This window comes from Staphylococcus sp. AC872, assembly GCF_979255425.1.
Genome location: NZ_CEEDKW010000002.1, coordinates 367,292 through 386,086, shown reverse-complemented (window position 1 = coordinate 386,086; position 18,795 = coordinate 367,292). Strand labels below are relative to the sequence as shown.

At 33.4% G+C, this 18,795-nt stretch carries 16 protein-coding genes and 1 tRNA gene; 16 read left to right on the top strand and 1 reads right to left on the bottom strand.

Annotated features, from left to right (window positions below; translation table 11 throughout):
* The first annotated feature begins 12 nt into the window (after window positions 1–12).
* From gpG to ACZ267_RS04620, 14 genes are all read left to right on the top strand, one after another.
* Window positions 13–483, top strand: a complete 471-nt coding sequence (gpG, locus tag ACZ267_RS04685) for a phage tail assembly chaperone G (protein ID WP_079449175.1) — start codon at window positions 13–15, stop codon at window positions 481–483.
* 198 nt (window positions 484–681) lie between these two features.
* Window positions 682–6,123: a peptidoglycan DD-metalloendopeptidase family protein gene (locus ACZ267_RS04680; RefSeq protein WP_079449174.1), complete on the top strand. Its 5,442-nt coding sequence runs from the start codon at window positions 682–684 to the stop codon at window positions 6,121–6,123.
* Between the two features lie 4 nt (window positions 6,124–6,127).
* Window positions 6,128–6,949, top strand: coding sequence for a phage tail family protein (locus ACZ267_RS04675; RefSeq protein ID WP_047210760.1), 822 nt, complete (start codon window positions 6,128–6,130; stop codon window positions 6,947–6,949).
* An 8-nt stretch (window positions 6,950–6,957) separates the two neighbouring features.
* Window positions 6,958–8,544, top strand: a complete 1,587-nt coding sequence (locus tag ACZ267_RS04670) for a prophage endopeptidase tail family protein (protein WP_079449173.1) — start codon at window positions 6,958–6,960, stop codon at window positions 8,542–8,544.
* Entirely contained in the window at window positions 8,537–9,103 is a 567-nt protein-coding gene (locus tag ACZ267_RS04665) for a hypothetical protein (protein WP_047210504.1), read from the top strand. Before ACZ267_RS04670 ends, ACZ267_RS04665 begins: the two co-directional genes overlap by 8 nt.
* A gap of 11 nt (window positions 9,104–9,114) precedes the next feature.
* On the top strand, window positions 9,115–11,049 hold the full coding sequence (locus ACZ267_RS04660) for a phage baseplate protein (RefSeq protein WP_047210763.1): 1,935 nt from the start codon (window positions 9,115–9,117) through the stop codon (window positions 11,047–11,049).
* Window positions 11,050–11,062: 13 nt separating this feature from the next.
* On the top strand, window positions 11,063–12,508 hold the full coding sequence (locus tag ACZ267_RS04655) for a BppU family phage baseplate upper protein (RefSeq protein WP_047210503.1): 1,446 nt from the start codon (window positions 11,063–11,065) through the stop codon (window positions 12,506–12,508).
* Window positions 12,508–12,876, top strand: a complete 369-nt coding sequence (locus tag ACZ267_RS04650) for a DUF2977 domain-containing protein (protein ID WP_047210502.1) — start codon at window positions 12,508–12,510, stop codon at window positions 12,874–12,876. The genes ACZ267_RS04655 and ACZ267_RS04650 overlap by 1 nt, the downstream gene beginning before the upstream one ends.
* A 1-nt stretch (window position 12,877) precedes the next feature.
* The gene (locus tag ACZ267_RS04645; protein WP_078103901.1) at window positions 12,878–13,051 is read left to right on the top strand and encodes an XkdX family protein; all 174 of its coding nucleotides are present in this window, start codon (window positions 12,878–12,880) and stop codon (window positions 13,049–13,051) included.
* A 39-nt stretch (window positions 13,052–13,090) separates the two neighbouring features.
* Window positions 13,091–13,510 carry a hypothetical protein gene (locus ACZ267_RS04640; protein ID WP_047210501.1) on the top strand — a complete coding sequence of 140 codons (420 nt, stop codon included), beginning with the start codon at window positions 13,091–13,093 and terminating at the stop codon, window positions 13,508–13,510.
* On the top strand, window positions 13,494–13,895 hold the full coding sequence (locus ACZ267_RS04635; RefSeq protein ID WP_046464354.1) for a hypothetical protein: 402 nt from the start codon (window positions 13,494–13,496) through the stop codon (window positions 13,893–13,895). Before ACZ267_RS04640 ends, ACZ267_RS04635 begins: the two co-directional genes overlap by 17 nt.
* A 48-nt stretch (window positions 13,896–13,943) precedes the next feature.
* On the top strand, window positions 13,944–14,195 hold the full coding sequence (locus ACZ267_RS04630) for a phage holin (RefSeq protein ID WP_015365107.1): 252 nt from the start codon (window positions 13,944–13,946) through the stop codon (window positions 14,193–14,195).
* An 11-nt stretch (window positions 14,196–14,206) separates the two neighbouring features.
* Entirely contained in the window at window positions 14,207–15,619 is a 1,413-nt protein-coding gene (locus tag ACZ267_RS04625) for an N-acetylmuramoyl-L-alanine amidase (protein WP_079449222.1), read from the top strand.
* A gap of 907 nt (window positions 15,620–16,526) precedes the next feature.
* Complete coding sequence (locus ACZ267_RS04620; protein WP_079449223.1) at window positions 16,527–17,756, top strand: Fic family protein; 1,230 nt, start codon at window positions 16,527–16,529, stop codon at window positions 17,754–17,756.
* 358 nt (window positions 17,757–18,114) lie between these two features.
* Here the strand turns inward: ACZ267_RS04620 and ACZ267_RS04615 are convergent.
* Window positions 18,115–18,188: transfer RNA gene (locus tag ACZ267_RS04615), tRNA-Arg, on the bottom strand.
* Window positions 18,189–18,551: 363 nt separating this feature from the next.
* Here ACZ267_RS04615 and ACZ267_RS04610 point away from each other — a divergent pair.
* Both ACZ267_RS04610 and ACZ267_RS04605 read left to right on the top strand, forming a co-directional pair.
* Window positions 18,552–18,686 (top strand): beta-class phenol-soluble modulin, encoded by a 135-nt coding sequence (locus tag ACZ267_RS04610; protein WP_002450639.1) that lies wholly within the window; start codon window positions 18,552–18,554, stop codon window positions 18,684–18,686.
* A 35-nt stretch (window positions 18,687–18,721) separates the two neighbouring features.
* The coding region (locus tag ACZ267_RS04605; protein WP_242244583.1) for a beta-class phenol-soluble modulin at window positions 18,722–18,795 on the top strand (74 nt) is incomplete at its 3' end.

Below are 18,795 nucleotides of genomic sequence, written 5' to 3'. Positions count from 1 at the left end.
AGGAATTAACAAATGGTAAAAATCACTTTAAAAATCGATGGTAAAAACAAAAATTTCGTAAAAGACAAATTAAATTTAGGCGCTTTACGCAAACAAGCCGAATTTGAAGAAAAAATGCAAGGACAAATTAAATTCCAATCTGAGGGCTATGTTTATTATCAACAAATGCAAAAAATGCAAGATGAGGCAGAAGAAAAAGGCGTAGACATTGAAGAAATGGAAGGCTTTGATGAACTTCAAAAATCATTAGAAGAATTTGGTGAAAAAGAAGAACCGGCAAGTGATGTTGAATTATTCGATGACTTTGCAAGTCTTTTATTGAGTGTGTTTGATAATCAATTTACTTATGACGAATTGTTAGACGGTTTAATGGTTGATGGATCTATTGGAGACGCATATCAACAAATCTTCGGGCAACAGCAAGCGGGAAAGCAAGCAAAGAAAAAGACAACATCAACAAGAACAAAAGCGCAAGCGAAGTAGTCGAAGATATATATGATGTTTATAGAAATTTAGTACAAGAGGGTCAATATAAGCCTCATGAAGTGGATGCAATCTATGTTGAGGACTTCAATAAAATTTATGGCAAGAAAGCCAAGAAGAAAAAGGTTGAAAGAGCTGAATCAGGCGCACTAAGTCCTGAAGAAGCAATGAAAATGTTTTAAATAAGGAGGTGGAAAAATGGCAGAATTTAATTTAGGTGCAGAAGTCGAACTTGATGTTGACCCATTGAAAGCCTCCAAAACAACACTTGAAAATCAATTAAAAAGTATTAATCGTTCTTTAAAATCACAACAAAAAGCTTTCAAAGAAAATTCTCTCTCAGTGGATGAATTAGCAGATAGAGAGAAGAATTTAAGTAAAGCGATTGCGTCTCAAGAAGCATTGATTGATAAACGAAAAAGTTCTTTAAAACAGTTAACTGATGAGGTTAAAAAGAATGGTAAGGCAACGGACGAACAAAAGTTAAAAATTGAACGTGCGAGTGCAACCATCAAGAAATCCGAAAGTCAATTAAGTGAATATAAAAGACAATTAAGTGAAACAAGTACTGCCTATAAACAATTTGGACGTTCTACAGATGATGTTAAAAATAATCTTCGTAGTTTAAGAGATCAAGCAAAATTAAACGCATTAGAATTTCAAAATTCGGAGAAATCTATTAAAGATTATCGTGAACAACTCAATTTAATGGATTATAACTTGAAAAAATCTGACGCCAATTTAAGTATGTTGAAAGATAATCTTAAAGAGGTTGAACGTACACAAGGCATGAATAGTGTTGCAGCAAATAAAGTACGTAATTCATTAATTCAAGAATCTATTGCCTTTCAAACTGCGCAAGGTCGCGTTGATGAGATGACAGATGAGTTAAGGCAATTAGAAATGCAACAGACTTTAGTTGGACGAATGAAATTGTTCGGCTCTGACTTTATGGGGCGTATGGACGCAGCACAGCAAAAAATAGATCAAATTGGAGATAGATTTAGAAATTTAGGTTACTTAGCACGTGGTGTTGTTACTGGATTTGTTATTTCGAATATTTCTTCAATTATTCCTATTGCGGGTTCTGCGACAACAGCTATAGCCGGTATTGGTGGTGCTACAGTTGCATTAAGTGGTGCTGCAATCGGTTTAGGTGGTGCCTATGGCGTCGCTCTAGGCTCAATTGCTATATTTGGTGCTCAAGCTAAAACTGCATTAAAGATGGTTGAAGATGGAGAAATGCGTGCAACAAGTGAACTTTCAACCTATAAAACTGCCTTAAATGGTTTACAGAACCAATGGAAAGGATTAGTTCAATCTAACCAAGCTAACATTTTTAATACTATGACGAATGGTATTAGAATTGCTCAATATTCATTAACTCAATTCAATCCTTTCATTACTAAAACGTCTAATAGTATATCGAGAATGTCTGGAGAAATGCTCAATTGGGTTAAGTCTTCTAAAAATGCAACTGCGTCATTTAGAATGATCAATACCATAGGCCCTACTGTTTTTAATAACTTACTTAAAGCAGGTATGAATGTTACTGATGGTATTGCACACATGTTTAGTCAATTCGGCCCTTTATTTTCTTGGGTTGGTTCTGGTATAGATAGTTTATCTGAAAAATTCAGAACATGGGCTAACAGTTCTACTACAGACAATGGTATCGCCCAATTTATTAGTTATACTAAAACGAATCTTCCCATTGTGGGCACAATATTCAGTAATGTATTCAGTGGTATGTTGAGTTTATTCACTGCGTTTAGTGGTCAGTCTCATATCGCTTTAAATGCAATGGCTGGTGTAACTCAGACGTTTAAAGATTGGGCAAATAATTTAAGTGGTACTGAGGGTTTTAAAAATTTCTTAAGATATATTAATGAAAATGGTCCTAGAGTTTGGCAGTTACTTAAAAACTTAGGAACAATCGTTGTCGCTTTAGTAAGAGGCATGGCACCTGTTGGTTCTTTAATGCTTAGAATAACAACAGCTGTGACAGGTTGGATTGCAGAACACTCAAAAGGTAACGGCATTTTAGGTGGAACAGTTGGTGTTTTATCAGTATTAGGTGGTGCTTTAGCCACATTATTACCAATTTGGGGTGTTTATCGAGCAGTAATGGGTAGCGTAACGCTTGCCACAACATTATGGAGCGCTGCAACAAAAGTGGCTGAAGGTGTCATGATTGTATATCGTGGTGTTATTTCTGGTGCAGAATCAGTAGCACTAGCTTATATGTATGCCACAAATGGTATGAGTACTGCTCAACTATTACAAGCAGGACGAGCTAAAATCGCAAGTGCAGCACAAGGCATATGGAATGGTATCACTGCAACTGGTCGAGCTATTGCAAATGGCTATCGTTTCGCTATCGCCTCACTTTCCACAGCTCAATTATTGCAATCTGCAAGAACAAGAATCGCAGCAGCAGCAACAGTTTTATGGACTGGAGTTACTAAAGGTGCAGCAATCGCTACAAGAGGATTAGGATTAGCAATACGCTTTATGAGTGGTCCTATTGGTTGGGTTATCACGGGTATTGGTCTTTTAGTTGGTGCGATTGTCTACTTGTGGAAAAACAATGCTACCTTTAGAAACTTTGTTATTAGTGCTTGGAATGCGATTAAGCGTACGGCGATATCAGTATTTGGATTCTTAAGACCTTATATTATTGGCATTTGGAATGGTATAAAAACTGCTTCTACTGTTATCTGGAATGGATTGAAAGTTGCAGCAGTAGCAACATGGAACGGAATTAAATTCGCTATCCAACACCCAATTCAAGCACTTAGAAATGTTTTAAGTGCTATTTGGCACGGTATTCGAAATTCGGCCGTCGCAATCTGGAATGGTATGAAAGCCGCATTATTAACGATTGTGCGCGTGTATGTTGCAGGTGTTAGATTGCAATTTTCTATATTAAGAAGAGTTGTATCAACAATATTTGGTGCTATTAGAACCGTAGCAGTTGCTATATGGAATGCTATGAAAAACAGAGTTCTAGCGATAGTTAGAGGTATTACATCAGGTGTTAGAAATACTTTCAACGCTTTATCAAGAGGCGTAAGAGCAATATTCAGCAACTTGCGAAATTTTGCCGTTAGTGTTTGGAATGCTATGAAAAACAGAGTAGTTGCGATTGTAAGGTCGTGGTGGAACGCTAACCGTGCTACTTTCAACGCATTGTCTCGTGGTGTAAGAGCGATTTTTCACAATTTACGTAACTTTGCAGTGAGTATTTGGAATGCCATGAAGAACAGAGTGGTTTCAATAGTTAGATCATGGTGGGCGAATGTACGAAATACATTTAACGCTTTATCTCGTGGTGTCCGTTCGATATTTAATAGTTTACGTAACTTTGTAGTATCATTGTGGAATTCTCTTAAAAATAGAGTGGTTTCTATTGTTACTGGTTTATGGCATTCAACGGTAAATCGGTTTAATAATTTATCTCGAAGCACTAAGAGTATATTTAGTGCTATTAGAAGTTTCATGTCTCATACTTGGTCGGCTATCAAAGATAACACAGTTGGCATGGCCGTTTCACTATGGCATAACGTAACAAATGCATTTAGTAAATTAAGAGACGCTTTATCTCCAATCATCAATAAAATTAAATCATTTATTGACACGATGGTTGGTGGTGTGAAAAGTGGTTTAAATAAATTAATCGATGGTGTTAACTGGGTAGCAGGTAAATTAGGTATGGATAAGTTACCTAAAATTAAATTACATACAGGTACTGAACATACTAACACTACAACGAACGTAGTTAAGAATGGCGCCATTGCTCGTGATACATTTGCCACTGTGGGGGATAAAGGTAAAGGTAATGGCCCTGGTGGATTTAGACATGAAGCTATCCAATATCCTAACGGTAAAGTTGCTATTACACCAAATAGAGATACAACGGCGTTCTTACCTAAAGGCTCAAAAGTATACAATGGTGCTCAAACACATGCAATGTTACAACGAGCAAACATGCCACGATTCGCAAGTGGTACTGGTGTTTTAGGTATAGTGCCTAACTTGTTAAAAGGTGGTAAAGGTAAGAAAAAAGAACACGGCAATGATTATGCGGTAGATGTTGGTAATAAAATTCAAAGTGCTTGGGGCTCAGTTAAGAAAACTACTTCTAATGTTGTTGGCACTGGTGTTGATTGGGCAAAATCTGTTGGTAAAACAGCTAGTAAAATCATTGGCGATGTTATGGACTGGATGGAAAAACCAGGTAAATTAGTTGAAAAAGTGTTCGATATCTTTGGTATCAATTTAGGTGCCTTTAATATAGGTGAAACAGCTGAATTACCATTTAATATGATGAAAGGTATGTTCAGTAAACTTAAAAAAGGCGCTATTGATAAAGTAACTGATTGGTTTTCTGAATCTGGTGGCGACGGCGACGGTGGTTACATTAAATATCTTGACCACATTAGAACACCTTATAGTCCAAATGGACCGCCTCCAGGTTATCCGTTCCATTGGGCGCATCCAGGTATCGACTTACCTTATCATTACGAAAAAGTACAATCTACGATTAGTGGTACGGCTCATACAAAAGAAATGCCAGGTGGTTTTGGTCACTATATTTCAGTTGTCGGTGGTGCTTTAGAGGTTATTTACGGGCATTTGAGTAAATGGCTCGTTAAAAATGGTCAACATGTTCAACCAGGAACAGTTTTAGGTATTTCTGGTAATACCGGAGCAAGTACAGGACCTCACTTACACTATGAAATGCATAAAAACGGTCACCCTATTGACCCTGTTAAATGGCTTAAAACTCACAATGGTGGTGGAGGTAAATCTGGAGGAAGTCGTGCTGCAAGTGCATGGCGTCCTGAAGTAATGAAAGCCTTAAGAATTAATGGATTGCCAACGTCTTCAAGTTATGTGAACGCTTGGATTAGACAGATTGATTCAGAATCTAGTGGTAATGCAGGCGCTCATCAAGGTATTCATGATGTCAACAGTGGTGGTAATGAAGCACAAGGTTTAGTACAGGTAACACCTTCCACGTTCAGAGCATTTAAAAAAGCAGGTCACGGTAATATCTTAAACGGTTTAGATAACTTAATTGCTGGTATTGCATATGCCAAATCTCGTTATGGAGGTAGCATGTTAGGTGTTATCGGTCATGGTCATGGTTATGCCAAAGGTACCAACAATGCTCGTGCAGGTTATAACACTGTGTTTGAAAAAGGCGGAGAAATTATTCAAATGCATGGTGGCGAAACAGTAATACCTAACGATGTATCAATTAGCGCGATGAAACAAATCGCACAGAGTGATATATTCAATAAAACTCAAAGTGCTGTGTATGAAGGCATTTCTCTATACGCAAATGAATTGAGAAATCAAGCTAACGCAAAAGCACAAGCCGACCAACTAAGATTGCAACAACAAGCCTATGATAACGAAACATTAAAAGAACAAAACAGCATTTTGAAAGAAATGTTATATACAATGCAAGATTTACTGTATTCAAGTCGTAATAATGAAGTATATAACCAACAGACTGCTTCTAAAAATTTGAATTTAGATGGTGAACCTATTGAAAGAAATACAAGTAAGAGACAGGGCAAACGAACTAAATTAGGTGGTTGGAATACAGGTTTAGGAGGTGCCTTCTAATTTGATGAAGATAGTAAGAATGTTTAATGATGATTTTGATTATACGCTCACAGATATACCTGGTTTAGAATTCTTGGATTACGACGAAGAAGGTGTTGAGGTTCAAGTGAATAAACTTGAACGTAAAGGTAAAGATGGTGTAGCACTTGGGGCCAGTACATTTGGACCTTTTAACTTAGTATTAAGGTTTGCATATATTGGAACCGATATAGAAGATTATAATTTATTCAAACAAAGATTAAGGGGTCTCTTATTTAGAAGAGACCCTTATTATATTGTTCATTCTGATATGCCAGGTAAAAAGTATGCAGTGTACTGTAATGAAAATGCTATTACTGATGTTTTTAGCAAATACGGGACGTTTGAAATTAAATTCGTCGTTTATAAAGGTTATTCTGAGTCGCTTAAAGACACATTAAGTGTCGATTTCTTAAATGATGAATGGCAGTTTGGCAATGGACTTATTACAGATAACGACATTAGTTATAGGCAAAATGGTAAACGTTTTGTCATATATAATGGATCATCTGATACTATTGATCCACTTAATCATAAGTTAATTATTCGTATTAAAGCAGATGCTCCGAATGGTTTTACTATGCATAATTATCATACTAATGAGTCGTTCACTTATTATGGTGTTTTGAAATCCAATCAAACACTAGCTTTAAATGGTGTACATCCGATAATAGGTAATAATCGTATTGGTATTGATACAAATTATGACTGGATAACACTTGCACCTGGTAATAACAATATTGAAATTGAAGGCAATGGATTATCAAATGTGTATGCAGAATTTGAATTTAACTTTATTTATAGGTAGGTGAGAGTATGAAAGAACTTGTGGTTGAAAATAAAGCAGGAAATTATGCTGAGATTTTAACTGATTACGATTACGATACATTTAAGTATGAATATGAAAAAAATAATGAACGTTCAATCTCTCTCACAGCTTATAAATCAAGCGGCAATGAAGATATATTCGATATGTTAGTTAATGAAAACTATATTATTGAGAATGGACAATACTATGTTATTAAATCTACATCGCTTAAATACGATAGCCAAATGGTACTTAATGATGTGATTGCTAAGCATATTTTTATGGACTTTCAAAATCACTATGTAGATAAAGACATATCGAAAGAAACTCTTAATGATTCACAAGTAGATGAAACCAATGCACCACAATATATTTTAGATTCCTATTTATCATTCGGTTTCAAAGATAATAACCTCGGATTTAGTTACGAAATTGTTGGAGATTTTAGTCAAACAGCACCTGTATCAGAACTTGGAGGTCAAAATGGTATTGAGTTTATTGTTGCTGGCGCTGAATTGTTTAATTATATTTATTTTGCAGATAATAAAAAAATTTATTTTTATACACCTGACACATTTTATAAACGCTGTCAAATACCAATAATCTATCGGGCAAATTCAGACGAATTACAATGTGATATTGTCACAACAGATCTGAAAACTTATATTAAGGGCTATGGCAAAAAGAAAACAGTAGAAGAGACAAAAAACTATCAACCAAAAAAACCTAAAGACTTTAAATTATCTGGTTCTTTTAAAAAAGAAGGTACTTGGTACTCAGAGACAAAAGAAGCAAGTTTTTCGATTAAATTTAATTGTAAGTGGGGAAATGAAACTCTGACTTGGACAAATAAGCAATTGTCGCTTGGTGGTGTAGTAGATGTATATCTTGACGAAAAAAAAGTTGGTACCTATTCTCAATACAGTAAACGTTCAAAAACTAATCAAATCACTATAAAAAAAGGATTAGAAAAAGGTAGTCATTCTTTTAAAGTTGTATTTAAAGGTGGTAAATCAGGTGTAGATTATAAGAAGAAAACACCTCGTTTACTAATCGGAACAGAAAAAACAAATGTACTGAACTTAACAGCAGAACTTAAAGGAGAAGATATCTATCATGTAGTAGACGAATATAAAGCACCTACTTTTGATACGTTCGGGATGATGCAAGCACCTACTGTGTTCGATGATAATGCAACAACTAAAACACAAATACGCAAAAGCATGATGGAACAATTAAATGATAGTCCTACAGTTGAACTCGCTACAAATTATTTAGGTACTGATGATGATAGATATTATATAACTAGTGATGATATTGCAGAAAATAATGTAGTTCGTTTCGTTCACAAACCATTGCAATTTAACAGTGATCTTAAAGTTGTTAAAATTACACGTTATCATTCGAAAGCAAATAAGCCTGTGGAAGTCGAATTCAGCAATGCTAAACAAGATATTATTAGCATACAAAACCAAATTAATTTACGCATAAAACGTGCTAATAGCAAAATAGCCAATGGAAGTTGGACAACCGATAAGAATATGAAATACGATTTTATGTCGAACGTGGTAGGGAGTGTATTAGTAGATGAGTAAAGAAATACCAGCAATTTTTATGCAAGATCCAAAAACTGGGGAGAATGTATATGTTGTTTCGCATGTGAATTATGTGGACGGCATGCCAGATGACTTTGAGAATTACGATTTAGAGGGATTGCAAGATAATATATCTTCAATGAATAATAATTTAAATAGCGTCCAAAGTCAGATAAATACAGTGCAATCATTAATTAACAACATCGTTACTGATACAGGTTGGTTAGATATTAATTTAAAAAACGGTATAACCGCATATAGCTCAAGCGAAACACCTAAAGTTCGGCTAATGTCGATAAAAGGTGTTTCTTTTTTATCATTAAAAGGAGCAGTGAAGGGGATTAAGGCAACAGGAACGATTGGAACATTACCGGATATTATAAAAAGTTATATAACATCGGCTCAACCATTTGTTCAAAATTCAACAAAAGTAAGTAATACACTGAACTTTTCACGTTGGCGTGTTCAAACAAATGGAAACATTGATTTAGAAGGAACTACGCAGACAACAATAGACACTAACCATTGGTTCCCTATCAATACAACATTAATGCTATAGGAGGAAAATAAATGAAACAATTAAACTTACAAAAAAGTTTAACACTCACGTTAGGACAAGATTTTAGACAACAATTGCATACAAATTTTGTTCGAATTGAAGATTTTGCAAACGAAATAAAGCAATATCAAGATTACCATAAAAGCAAAGAAACTAGCGCACATAATTCGGAGCAAATCGAACATAGTGTTAATGGCAATGTAGGAAATGCATTAAAGGATTTAGATAAACGTGTTAGCAATCTTGTGTTATCAAAAGGTAAGGACAGTCTGCAAGAAGTAAAAGATGCACGCGTTGACAATAAAGGTAATCAACATCCAACTTTATATGATCGTTTGCGTTCAGATAGTACAGAGTATCAATTAAATAAAGATAATATTATGGAAGAGGTTGAAGATGCAAAAAATACAGTTTTAGCACAAGAATTTATGTTTGATATTCCAAATCAAGCATGGCAATATCTTACAAATTTATCGCCTTTGACAAATAGTGTTATGCAATCTTTCCACCTGGATAATCGCACAGGAATTATTTATCAAACACAAGCATTTGGAAGTAATTATAAACTATCTAAAATGAAAACGAATGGACAACTATTATCTCAAATGGAAATCGTAGGTGGTGGACACGGTACGCATTTAGGCTATAGATGGATAGATGAGAAATTATGGATATACACTAATATTTTAGATAATGATGGTTATCATAAATTGGTTAGATTTACATATAAACCAAATATTAGTATCAAATACGGAGAATATGACATGGAGGAAGTATTTACAGGTCATCCAGAATTACCTTATATTGCTCCTATAATAAACGAACAAGAAGGTTTGATTTTGTTCCGTGTAGAATATCCAAAATCAGAATGGCTAACACGTAATGCACGTAATTATATAGAAATCAGAAAAATAGAAGATATTGATAATCACATTGATAAAGTATTGTATAGAATGGATATTCCTGCTAAATATAGTGATGGAGATAGTGGACAACCTATGCAAGGTATAACTTTTGATGATGAAAACATTTATTGGTATTCAGGTGATTCTGACCCAGCTATTCCAAATTTCATAACTGTTTTTGATTATAAAACTGGGCAAGAGAAGTATCAAAAAGAATGTAATATAGGAAAAATTGGAAATGAGTTTCCTGGTAACTTTGCTGAAGCAGAAGGCTTACAAATGTATTACGATATTGAAACAGGAAAAAAAGCTTTGCTTGCGGGGGTTACTGTAGGTGCACCCAATTATCGTGCGCACCAAATACACGGTATTTTTATGCGCGATGTGTATGACAAATTAACAGCGCAAGCTACGCCGGTTTTAATGACAGAAACAGGGGGTCGGACTAAAACTTATCCACTTGCTGAATATACAAAAATAAGCGATGTCATTGAACCGGGATATTATTATTTAACTACGTCAGATACTTTAAAAATCACTGATTTTCCAGTGCCACCAGAAATGCGAGATGCAGGATGGTTTTTAGAAGTTTCGGCTTCCAATGTTTCTGGTGATACTAAACAAGTGTTGACACGTAATAGTTATGTTAGAGATTTAATGAAGTTTGAACGTATGGTTTCAATTTATAGATTAAACGCTACAGATGGAAATACAACAGGTTGGAATCATGTCAAATCAAGTAGTTTAAATGGTATAGCAGAAGCTGTACCTAGCTTTATAACTAATATGAATCAATTAGGGATTATTACTAACAAAAGATGGTATATAGATACTTCTCGTTCTAGCCAGCTTAAAGATCATCCTAATCCTGGTGTCGCTGGTTGGACGTGTGATATCGAAAGTGTAACAGCAAACACTTTTAAAATAGTATTGAACCGTGTAACTTCTGGTGCTGCAATACAGCGTTATGAAGCTTATTTTAATGCGAATAAAAACGAAAGGACTTCTCCTTGGACATTATTCCAAGGCACTACAGTATAAGGAGGATTAACATATGAGTATGGATAAAATAGCGAGTATTCCTTTAGAAACAACAGCGTATTATCAAAGTTTAACGGATTTGAATATTCAATTTTGGAATCAAGATAAAGACACATCAACTTTACAATTTAAAATAACACGTAATAACTATCCTTTAGCATTGAGCGAAGAAAATATTAAAATTTTCATTGCGCTTGAATCAAAGGATAGTTTTTTAGTTGATGATAAATTGAAGTTTGTAGATGAATTGAATGGTGTTATTGACTATAAAATACCAGATGAATTTATGAAAATTGCAACAAGAGTGATAGGTCAAGTCTATGTGACTACTTTAGATGAAGAACAGGTAGTCGTACAAAGAAAATTTGCTTTTAATGTTGAAAATGACTTAATTGCAGAATTACCCGCAGAAAATAAATTGCGAGAAATTAAATACTTTTCTGATATGCGTTCAGAAGTAGCAGATATGATAAAAAAACTTAATGATGATTTTGAACATATGAATGATTATGTTACTAAAGTTCAAGAAACAACTGAACAAGGGTTGTTATCACTAAATAATTTAATATCCACAAAAGAAAGTGATTATAATACAAATCATTCTAATAGAATTAAAGAAATAAATGAAAAAGGCACACAATATAGTAAGAAATTTGATGATGATAAAAAATATATTGATACAAAATTTGAAGATTTCAAAAAATCTGTGAGCAATAGTGAAGTTATTACAACTGGTCAAACTGCTAATTGGCAAAGATATAAATTGACTGAAGCCGATGGTAAAAGTATCTTTACAAATCTTAATAACGATTTAGAAAAATTAAGGAACTTAACACCTGGTTATTTTTATTGTACAAATATTCCGATTTCTGGAGCTACATCAACAGCCGGGTTTGTAATAGTGGAGATGAGAGACACTAGTGTTAAACGAATTACTTTTAGCCCATATAATTCAACAGATCAATATCTCATGAGATTTTATAACAGTTGGAGTGATTGGGAACGAGTTGGTATAGATCCGAATAATGTTGAAACACCTCAAAATTCACAAGCCAAAGCAAATACAGCTGAAAACAACGCAAAAGTTTATACAGATTTAAAATATTCAAAACGCCACACTGTATTATTTGAAGGGAACGCGAATGGTGTAGGAACTCCTATTAATTTAAGTGAACCTTTAGATAGTTTTATCGTTCTTTATATATACGGCGACTTTCCCGGTGGGGAATTTGTTACTTTAGGTAATCCATTAAGTACACGTAATATTAATTTGAATCTGGATAATATTGTTGGTTTAGATGCTACTAGCACAAGCACATATGAGTGCTCTTTAGCTAAAGTTAACAACCAACAACTTAAAATTAACTCGGATAATTACATGAATATTATTGACGGTTCAAGTTCAGGAGCTAATGCTAACAAGTTTACTGTTCAGAAAATTGTAGGGGTGTATAAATAGTGAGAATATTAATTAATGAAAATAATGAAATTATTGGATATGCAAAAGTTGGAAGTTTAAATAATGATTTTGAAGTTGAAGATTCTATAGTCCCTCAAAATTTTGAACAACTTTATAAGCCTAAATATTTTTTATATCAACCTAATGAAATTGTTATGAATCCACATTATCAAAATGAAAGTGTGGCATCGAATCAGACCACAAATTCTACATCAAATTTATCAAATGATGATTCTTTAAAATTAATGATCGCATCACTTCAAAAACAATCAGTACAAAATGCAATGAAAATTTTGAAGATACAAAAAGAAAATGAAACATTGAAAAATAAGTTAAGTGATTTACAAAAAGGTTTGGAGGTCACATAATATGTCGAAAAATAATGGTTTTATTTCCCCTACTTTTAATGAAATTAAGCAAATGTATTTATGGGATTGCTTAACGAACGACGACATACATTGGTATGTGGAAATGGAAGTTCTAGATACAGTTGACTATGCACTAATAACAGGTGAAAAGTATATAGACAAGCCACAGGCTTAATGCTTGTGGTTTTATTTTTGGAAACAAAGAGGTGCTAAATTGAAAAAGACTTATTTTGATTATATCCATAAAGTTATTCTGTATATGGGTATTGGAATTTTGATGTTCGAAAGAGGTTTCTTTTGGGCAAAAGAACAAGAAGATATATTAGACGATTCACAGTTCTATGTAGCACTTCATAACATCATGCCTATTTGGGTATGGGGTATTCTTGGTATGGTATTTAGTTTAATGTTGATCATCGCTCCTTTTTTCTTACCTAAAAGAGAAATGAATAATACTTTTAATTATTTAATTATGTTGGGCGGTGCAGGTAATGGTTTGTTCTACTTCTTAATGACATCGGCAAGTATATTTCATGCTATTAATTGGCTTACACCATTGCAATTTTCCACACTTGCAGTGCTAAATTTTATAATTTGTGTGCTTGGAGTGATAGGCATTGTCCGAAAACGATGAAAAATATGTGTTGCGACATGAATGGGAGCGTAACACAGGTAAGATATATGAAAGAATCAACGAGAACGATAGAAAACACACAGAGGCAATTAGTAGTTTGAATAACAAAGTGGATAAACAAACGGTAATTCAAGAACAAACCTATGAATCACAAAAGAAACAAGAAAGTCATTTAGAAAAGATTAGTGATAAAATGACAGATTTTGTATCAGAAGTTAACGACTTGAGGTATGAAGTTAAAGGTCACGACGAACAAATAAAAAGTTTCAGTCAAATATTAACTAAAAAACAAACATTCAATGTAGGTATAGCTACTGCAATTGTAACAGGAATATTTGGTTTATTATCTGCAGCAATTGGACTAGCACCTATATTATTTAAGTAAAGTCGGCGTTATGCCGGCTTTTTATTTTACTCAAAAGGAGATAATCAAATGACTGCAGATAAATTAAAACAATATATTGGATTATTTGGTGGTATGTTAGGGGCTTTATACCTAGCATTAAAAGCAAGTGGTATCGAAGTTCCTTTTTTAATGCCAGATAAATTAGACGCATGGCAAAACTTCGCTACGTCAATAGTACCTTTTGTAATTGCGATATATGGCGTCTATAAAAACACATATGTTATTCACTCGCATTCAAAAGCACAAGAAGAATACTTAAAAGAAAATAATTTAAAATAGGAGTGTTATAGATGGCTACAGAGAATTGGAAAGGTGTTAAAGTAAGATATCAATTACTAACAAAAGGAACGCGCCGATATGGCGAAACAATGGATGGTGGAAAACCACAATTCATCGTTGCACATGATACTGGTAATATTAATACAACTGCTCAATCGAATGTGACCTATTATGAAAACACTTATAATATACCTTGGAATAACGTAGCTAGTGCTCATATATTCGTTGACGATAAAGAATGTATCATTTGTATACCAACAACAGAGAAAGCTTGGCATGTACTCTATGACGCCCCTACAGATAACATTTGGTACAACAGAGACGCTAATGATGTAGCGATAGGTGTCGAAATATGTTATTTCAGTGATAAAGAACGTAGTAGAAAAGCATTAGATAAAGGCGCTAGAGTATTAGCATATCTTGCAGAGTATTGGCATATTGATTACAAAACTAGAATGCCAGGACATCAAGATATTCAAGCAGATAAACAAGATCCAGGCAATGCATTAGAGGCGTCGGGATATGGTAGAAATACATCAAATCTTGATAAGTTAGTAGCTAAATACTACAAACAAAACGTAAAAGTTAAAGCTACACCAATGAAAGAGGAAAAAGGTGCGACATCATTTACACGTGAAGAATTCGTAAAATGGCTAAAATCAACAGTAGGTAAACAATATGATTATGATTTATACGCTGCTTTTCAATGTGTTGATTATGCAAACGTAGGTTGGGACAAATTATTTGGTCATGGTCTTAAAGGTAATGGAGCGAAAGACATTCCTTTTAATGCTTATAATAAAGATAAGTTTAAAAATGAGGCTACAGTATATAAAAACACACCTAGTTTTTTAGCTAAACCAGGCGATTTAGTCGTTTGGGGAGAACAAATGGGCGATGGTTGGGGTCATGTAGCTTGGGTCGTTGAGGCTACACTTGACTACATCGTTGTACTTGAGCAAAACTGGCTCGGTGGTGGTTGGACAAGTGGACCAATCAATAATGGAACTGGTTGGGAAACCGTTACACGTCGTAGACACGAATACGACACACAAATGTGGTTTGTACGTCCTAATTTTAGTAACAAGAAAGCAGAATCTAAATTACTCAAGAAATCAAAAGAGAAAAAGAAAGAAAAGCAGATCACATGGAATTGGAAAGGCAGATTTACTACTAATACAACAATCAAAGTAAGACGTAGTCCAAGCTTGAAAGGTTCTGTAGTTCCAAGTTCTGATTGGTTATTATCAAATCAATGGGTAGACTTTGTCAGCATTACTAAAAAAGATGGCTATTGGTGGGCGAAATTCAAATATCCTACTAATCCATCATTAGGTTATTTCTACTGTGCATTATGTAAGATAACAGATAAGCAAGAAAGAATTAAAAAAGAGAAGTATTGGGGTTCCATTAAGTGGAAATAATGTGTTATATTATATATGGATTTCAATCCAGTTTAGTTATAAGATGTTTTAGATAGTTACTTTTTCTCTATTTAGAGGTAGTTGTGGGGACTACCTCTTTTTTTGTGTAAAAAATAGTTTTGCGGTTCCATTAAGCGGAAATAATATGTTAAGCTATTTATAGTTTTCAATCCAGTTTAGTTATAAGATATTTTAGATTCTTATTTTTTCTCTTTTCAGGGTAGTCCTTTCGGCTGTCCTATTTTTTGTTAAAATGTAAATGGGTACCAACAAGTCCTTTGGATTTCGCTTGGGAGACACTGGCAAGGGGTAGTCCTAGTGACTGCCCTGTTTTTTTGTGTTATGATGTACATTACATGCTATAAAATTATCAATGCTGTTTTAAATTCATGAATTGTTATGTTCCTAATAACCACCTATGCATGTCACTGGGTGGTATTATTATGTTACAATATGAGAACATGCATCAAAATTATGAAACGACAGAAATTTCAAAAACTGAAAAATCCATCTAATCGTCTATGCATGCCACTGGACGGTTTTTTTATTTGACTTTATATAAAACAATGTGTATTATTATAGTTAGAAAGAGATGTGTATGTTTGCTGACAATTAATGTATAACTTGATACGTTATTATCAGTTTTTGTAGGGCGGTCTTAAAGATCGTCCTTTTTTAGTTCTAATATAATTGCTAAACGCGTTATAATTAACTACAAATTGCGGTACATATCTGCGGAGTGTACTTGAGGTAACTGTTGCGACGGTTGCCTTATTTTTTATGTAAAAAAACAGATATAAGATTTACACTCTATATATCATAAATAATAGTTTTGTATTATAATAGACTAAATACTTATAACATAAATCGATATAATGATATAAAAAGAGAAAAAAGGTGAAGTGTTATGAACTATAAAACATTAAAGTCAATATTTCATATGAGTGGAGATCAAATTATGGAAAATGAATATCAGTTAAGAATAAATCATTTTACAACATATAATACTGGTATTGAAATTAATCCTATTAGAAATCAAGTTCAAATAAGAAGCACTAAGTATCCTTTGTTTTTCTGTCCGAGTAAAGATTTGTTTATAAAATCAGAAAAAATTTTAATGAATTCAAGTAAAATTAATAAATTAATGAATAGCCAACCTAGTGTTGCTACATCTTCATATCTTAAACGATTACTAATAAATGAATTACAAAGTACAAATGAAAAAGAAAATGTAAAAAGTACTAAAAAAGAATTAGCGGCAATATTAAACCAAACTAATACGAAAAGTAATAAAAGATTTAAAGGATTGGTTGATTTATATGCTCTATTATTAAGCGATGAAGAAGTTAAGTTCAATGAAGTAGCTGATTTCAGAAAGGCTTATGACTTATTATTATCGAAAGAAATAGAAGAGGACGATCGTCCAGATGGATTAATGTTTAGGAATAAAGGAGTAGGTGTTAGGGATCTCACGAGAGAAAAATGGTTGCATAGAAATGAGTATTCGGAATATGAAATAATTGAATTTTTAAACAAGCTTATTACATTTATTAATTATTATGAGGCTCCAAAATTATTGAAGATATTAGCAAGTCATTTTATGTTTGAGTACTTACATCCGTTTTATGATGGTAATGGGAGACTGGGTAGATTTATAATAGCAAAATTACTTAATGACCATTTAGAACACGTTACTGCATTGACATTTTCTTATACAATAAATCGTAACAAGAACAAGTATGATAAAGCATTCGAAGCGACCTCTGAATTTTTTAACAAAGGAGAACTTACTTCTTTTATAAATGTAATGTTGGATTTAATAATTGAGGGGCAATCAAGCGCTATTGACCAATTTGAAGAAAATATTGAAATGATTGAAAAATTATATGAAGGTTTAAAAGATCTAAATATAAATAAACATGAAAACAACGTATTATTTGTACTATTACAAGATAAGGTCTTTGGTAGTGAATATACAAGACTTAGTCTTCCAGAATTAGTTGACTATTTACCTTTTGGAAGAAAAAAATTAGATAATATTATAGAAAAGCATAAAGATAAGCTAACGAAAATTAAAGAAAGACCAAAAGTATATGAAATCAAAGATGAATTCGTAAATAATTTAATGTCTTTCTAAATTAGAAATGAGTATCAACCGTATCTTAACTGGTACGGTTATTTTTATGCTATAATATACCTAACGATAACGTCTTATCGATACTATATTCTACTAGCCACGTTCATAAGAGCGTGGCTTTTTATTCGTAAAAATGTTAGCGTTATTATTGGAACTATTTAGTTCCACCTTCCAAAAATAGATCTTTCTAATATTTTGTCCGCGTTCTTTATTGAGCGCGGATTTTTTTAGGGACTCGGGTCCCTAAAAAGTCCCTAAAAATTGGTTTTATATGGTGTGTTATTAATAGACAAAATAAAAAGAACCCCGTCGTTATGGGATTCTTAATTTTAAAAAGTGTTTAATTTTTGGTTATTAGCGTCCTGGGAGGGATTCGAACCCCCGACCGATGGCTTAGAAGGCCATTGCTCTATCCAGCTGAGCTACCAGGACATTTTTTAACACAAGAATTATTATAGCTAAATAATCAGTAATTAGCAATAGCTATGTTATAAAAAATGTTTATATTTTTCACTATAGTAGTGTTATTAAACATAAAATCAACTTAATGATCAATAAGTTAAAGGGACAAGGACTATTAAATTGAATGCAATTCAGTTTAGTGTGCCTAACTGTTCAATTTTGTAAGCGATTTTACAGTTTTGAGTTCTAATTGTCTAATTAAGAACAAATCTCCAAATAATTGCGTACAAGTTATATAGTATAGATAACAAAACGATAGATAAACAACACGATATCAATGACAACAGTTTTTGAAAGTAACTTTTGAACAATAAATATTAAGGAGTGTTTATCGTGGAAGGTTTAATCAAAGCAATTAAAGATACTGTTGAAGCTGGCGTTAATAACGACGGCGCAAAATTAGGAACAAGCATCGTAGGCATTGTAGAAAACGGTGTAGGTGTGTTAAGTAAACTATTCGGATTTTAATTATAAAAATATCTAAATAAAGGGAGTTTTGAATTATGACAAAATTAGCAGAAGCAATCGCAAACACAGTACAAGCGGCACAAGGACATGACGGCGCAAAATTAGGAAC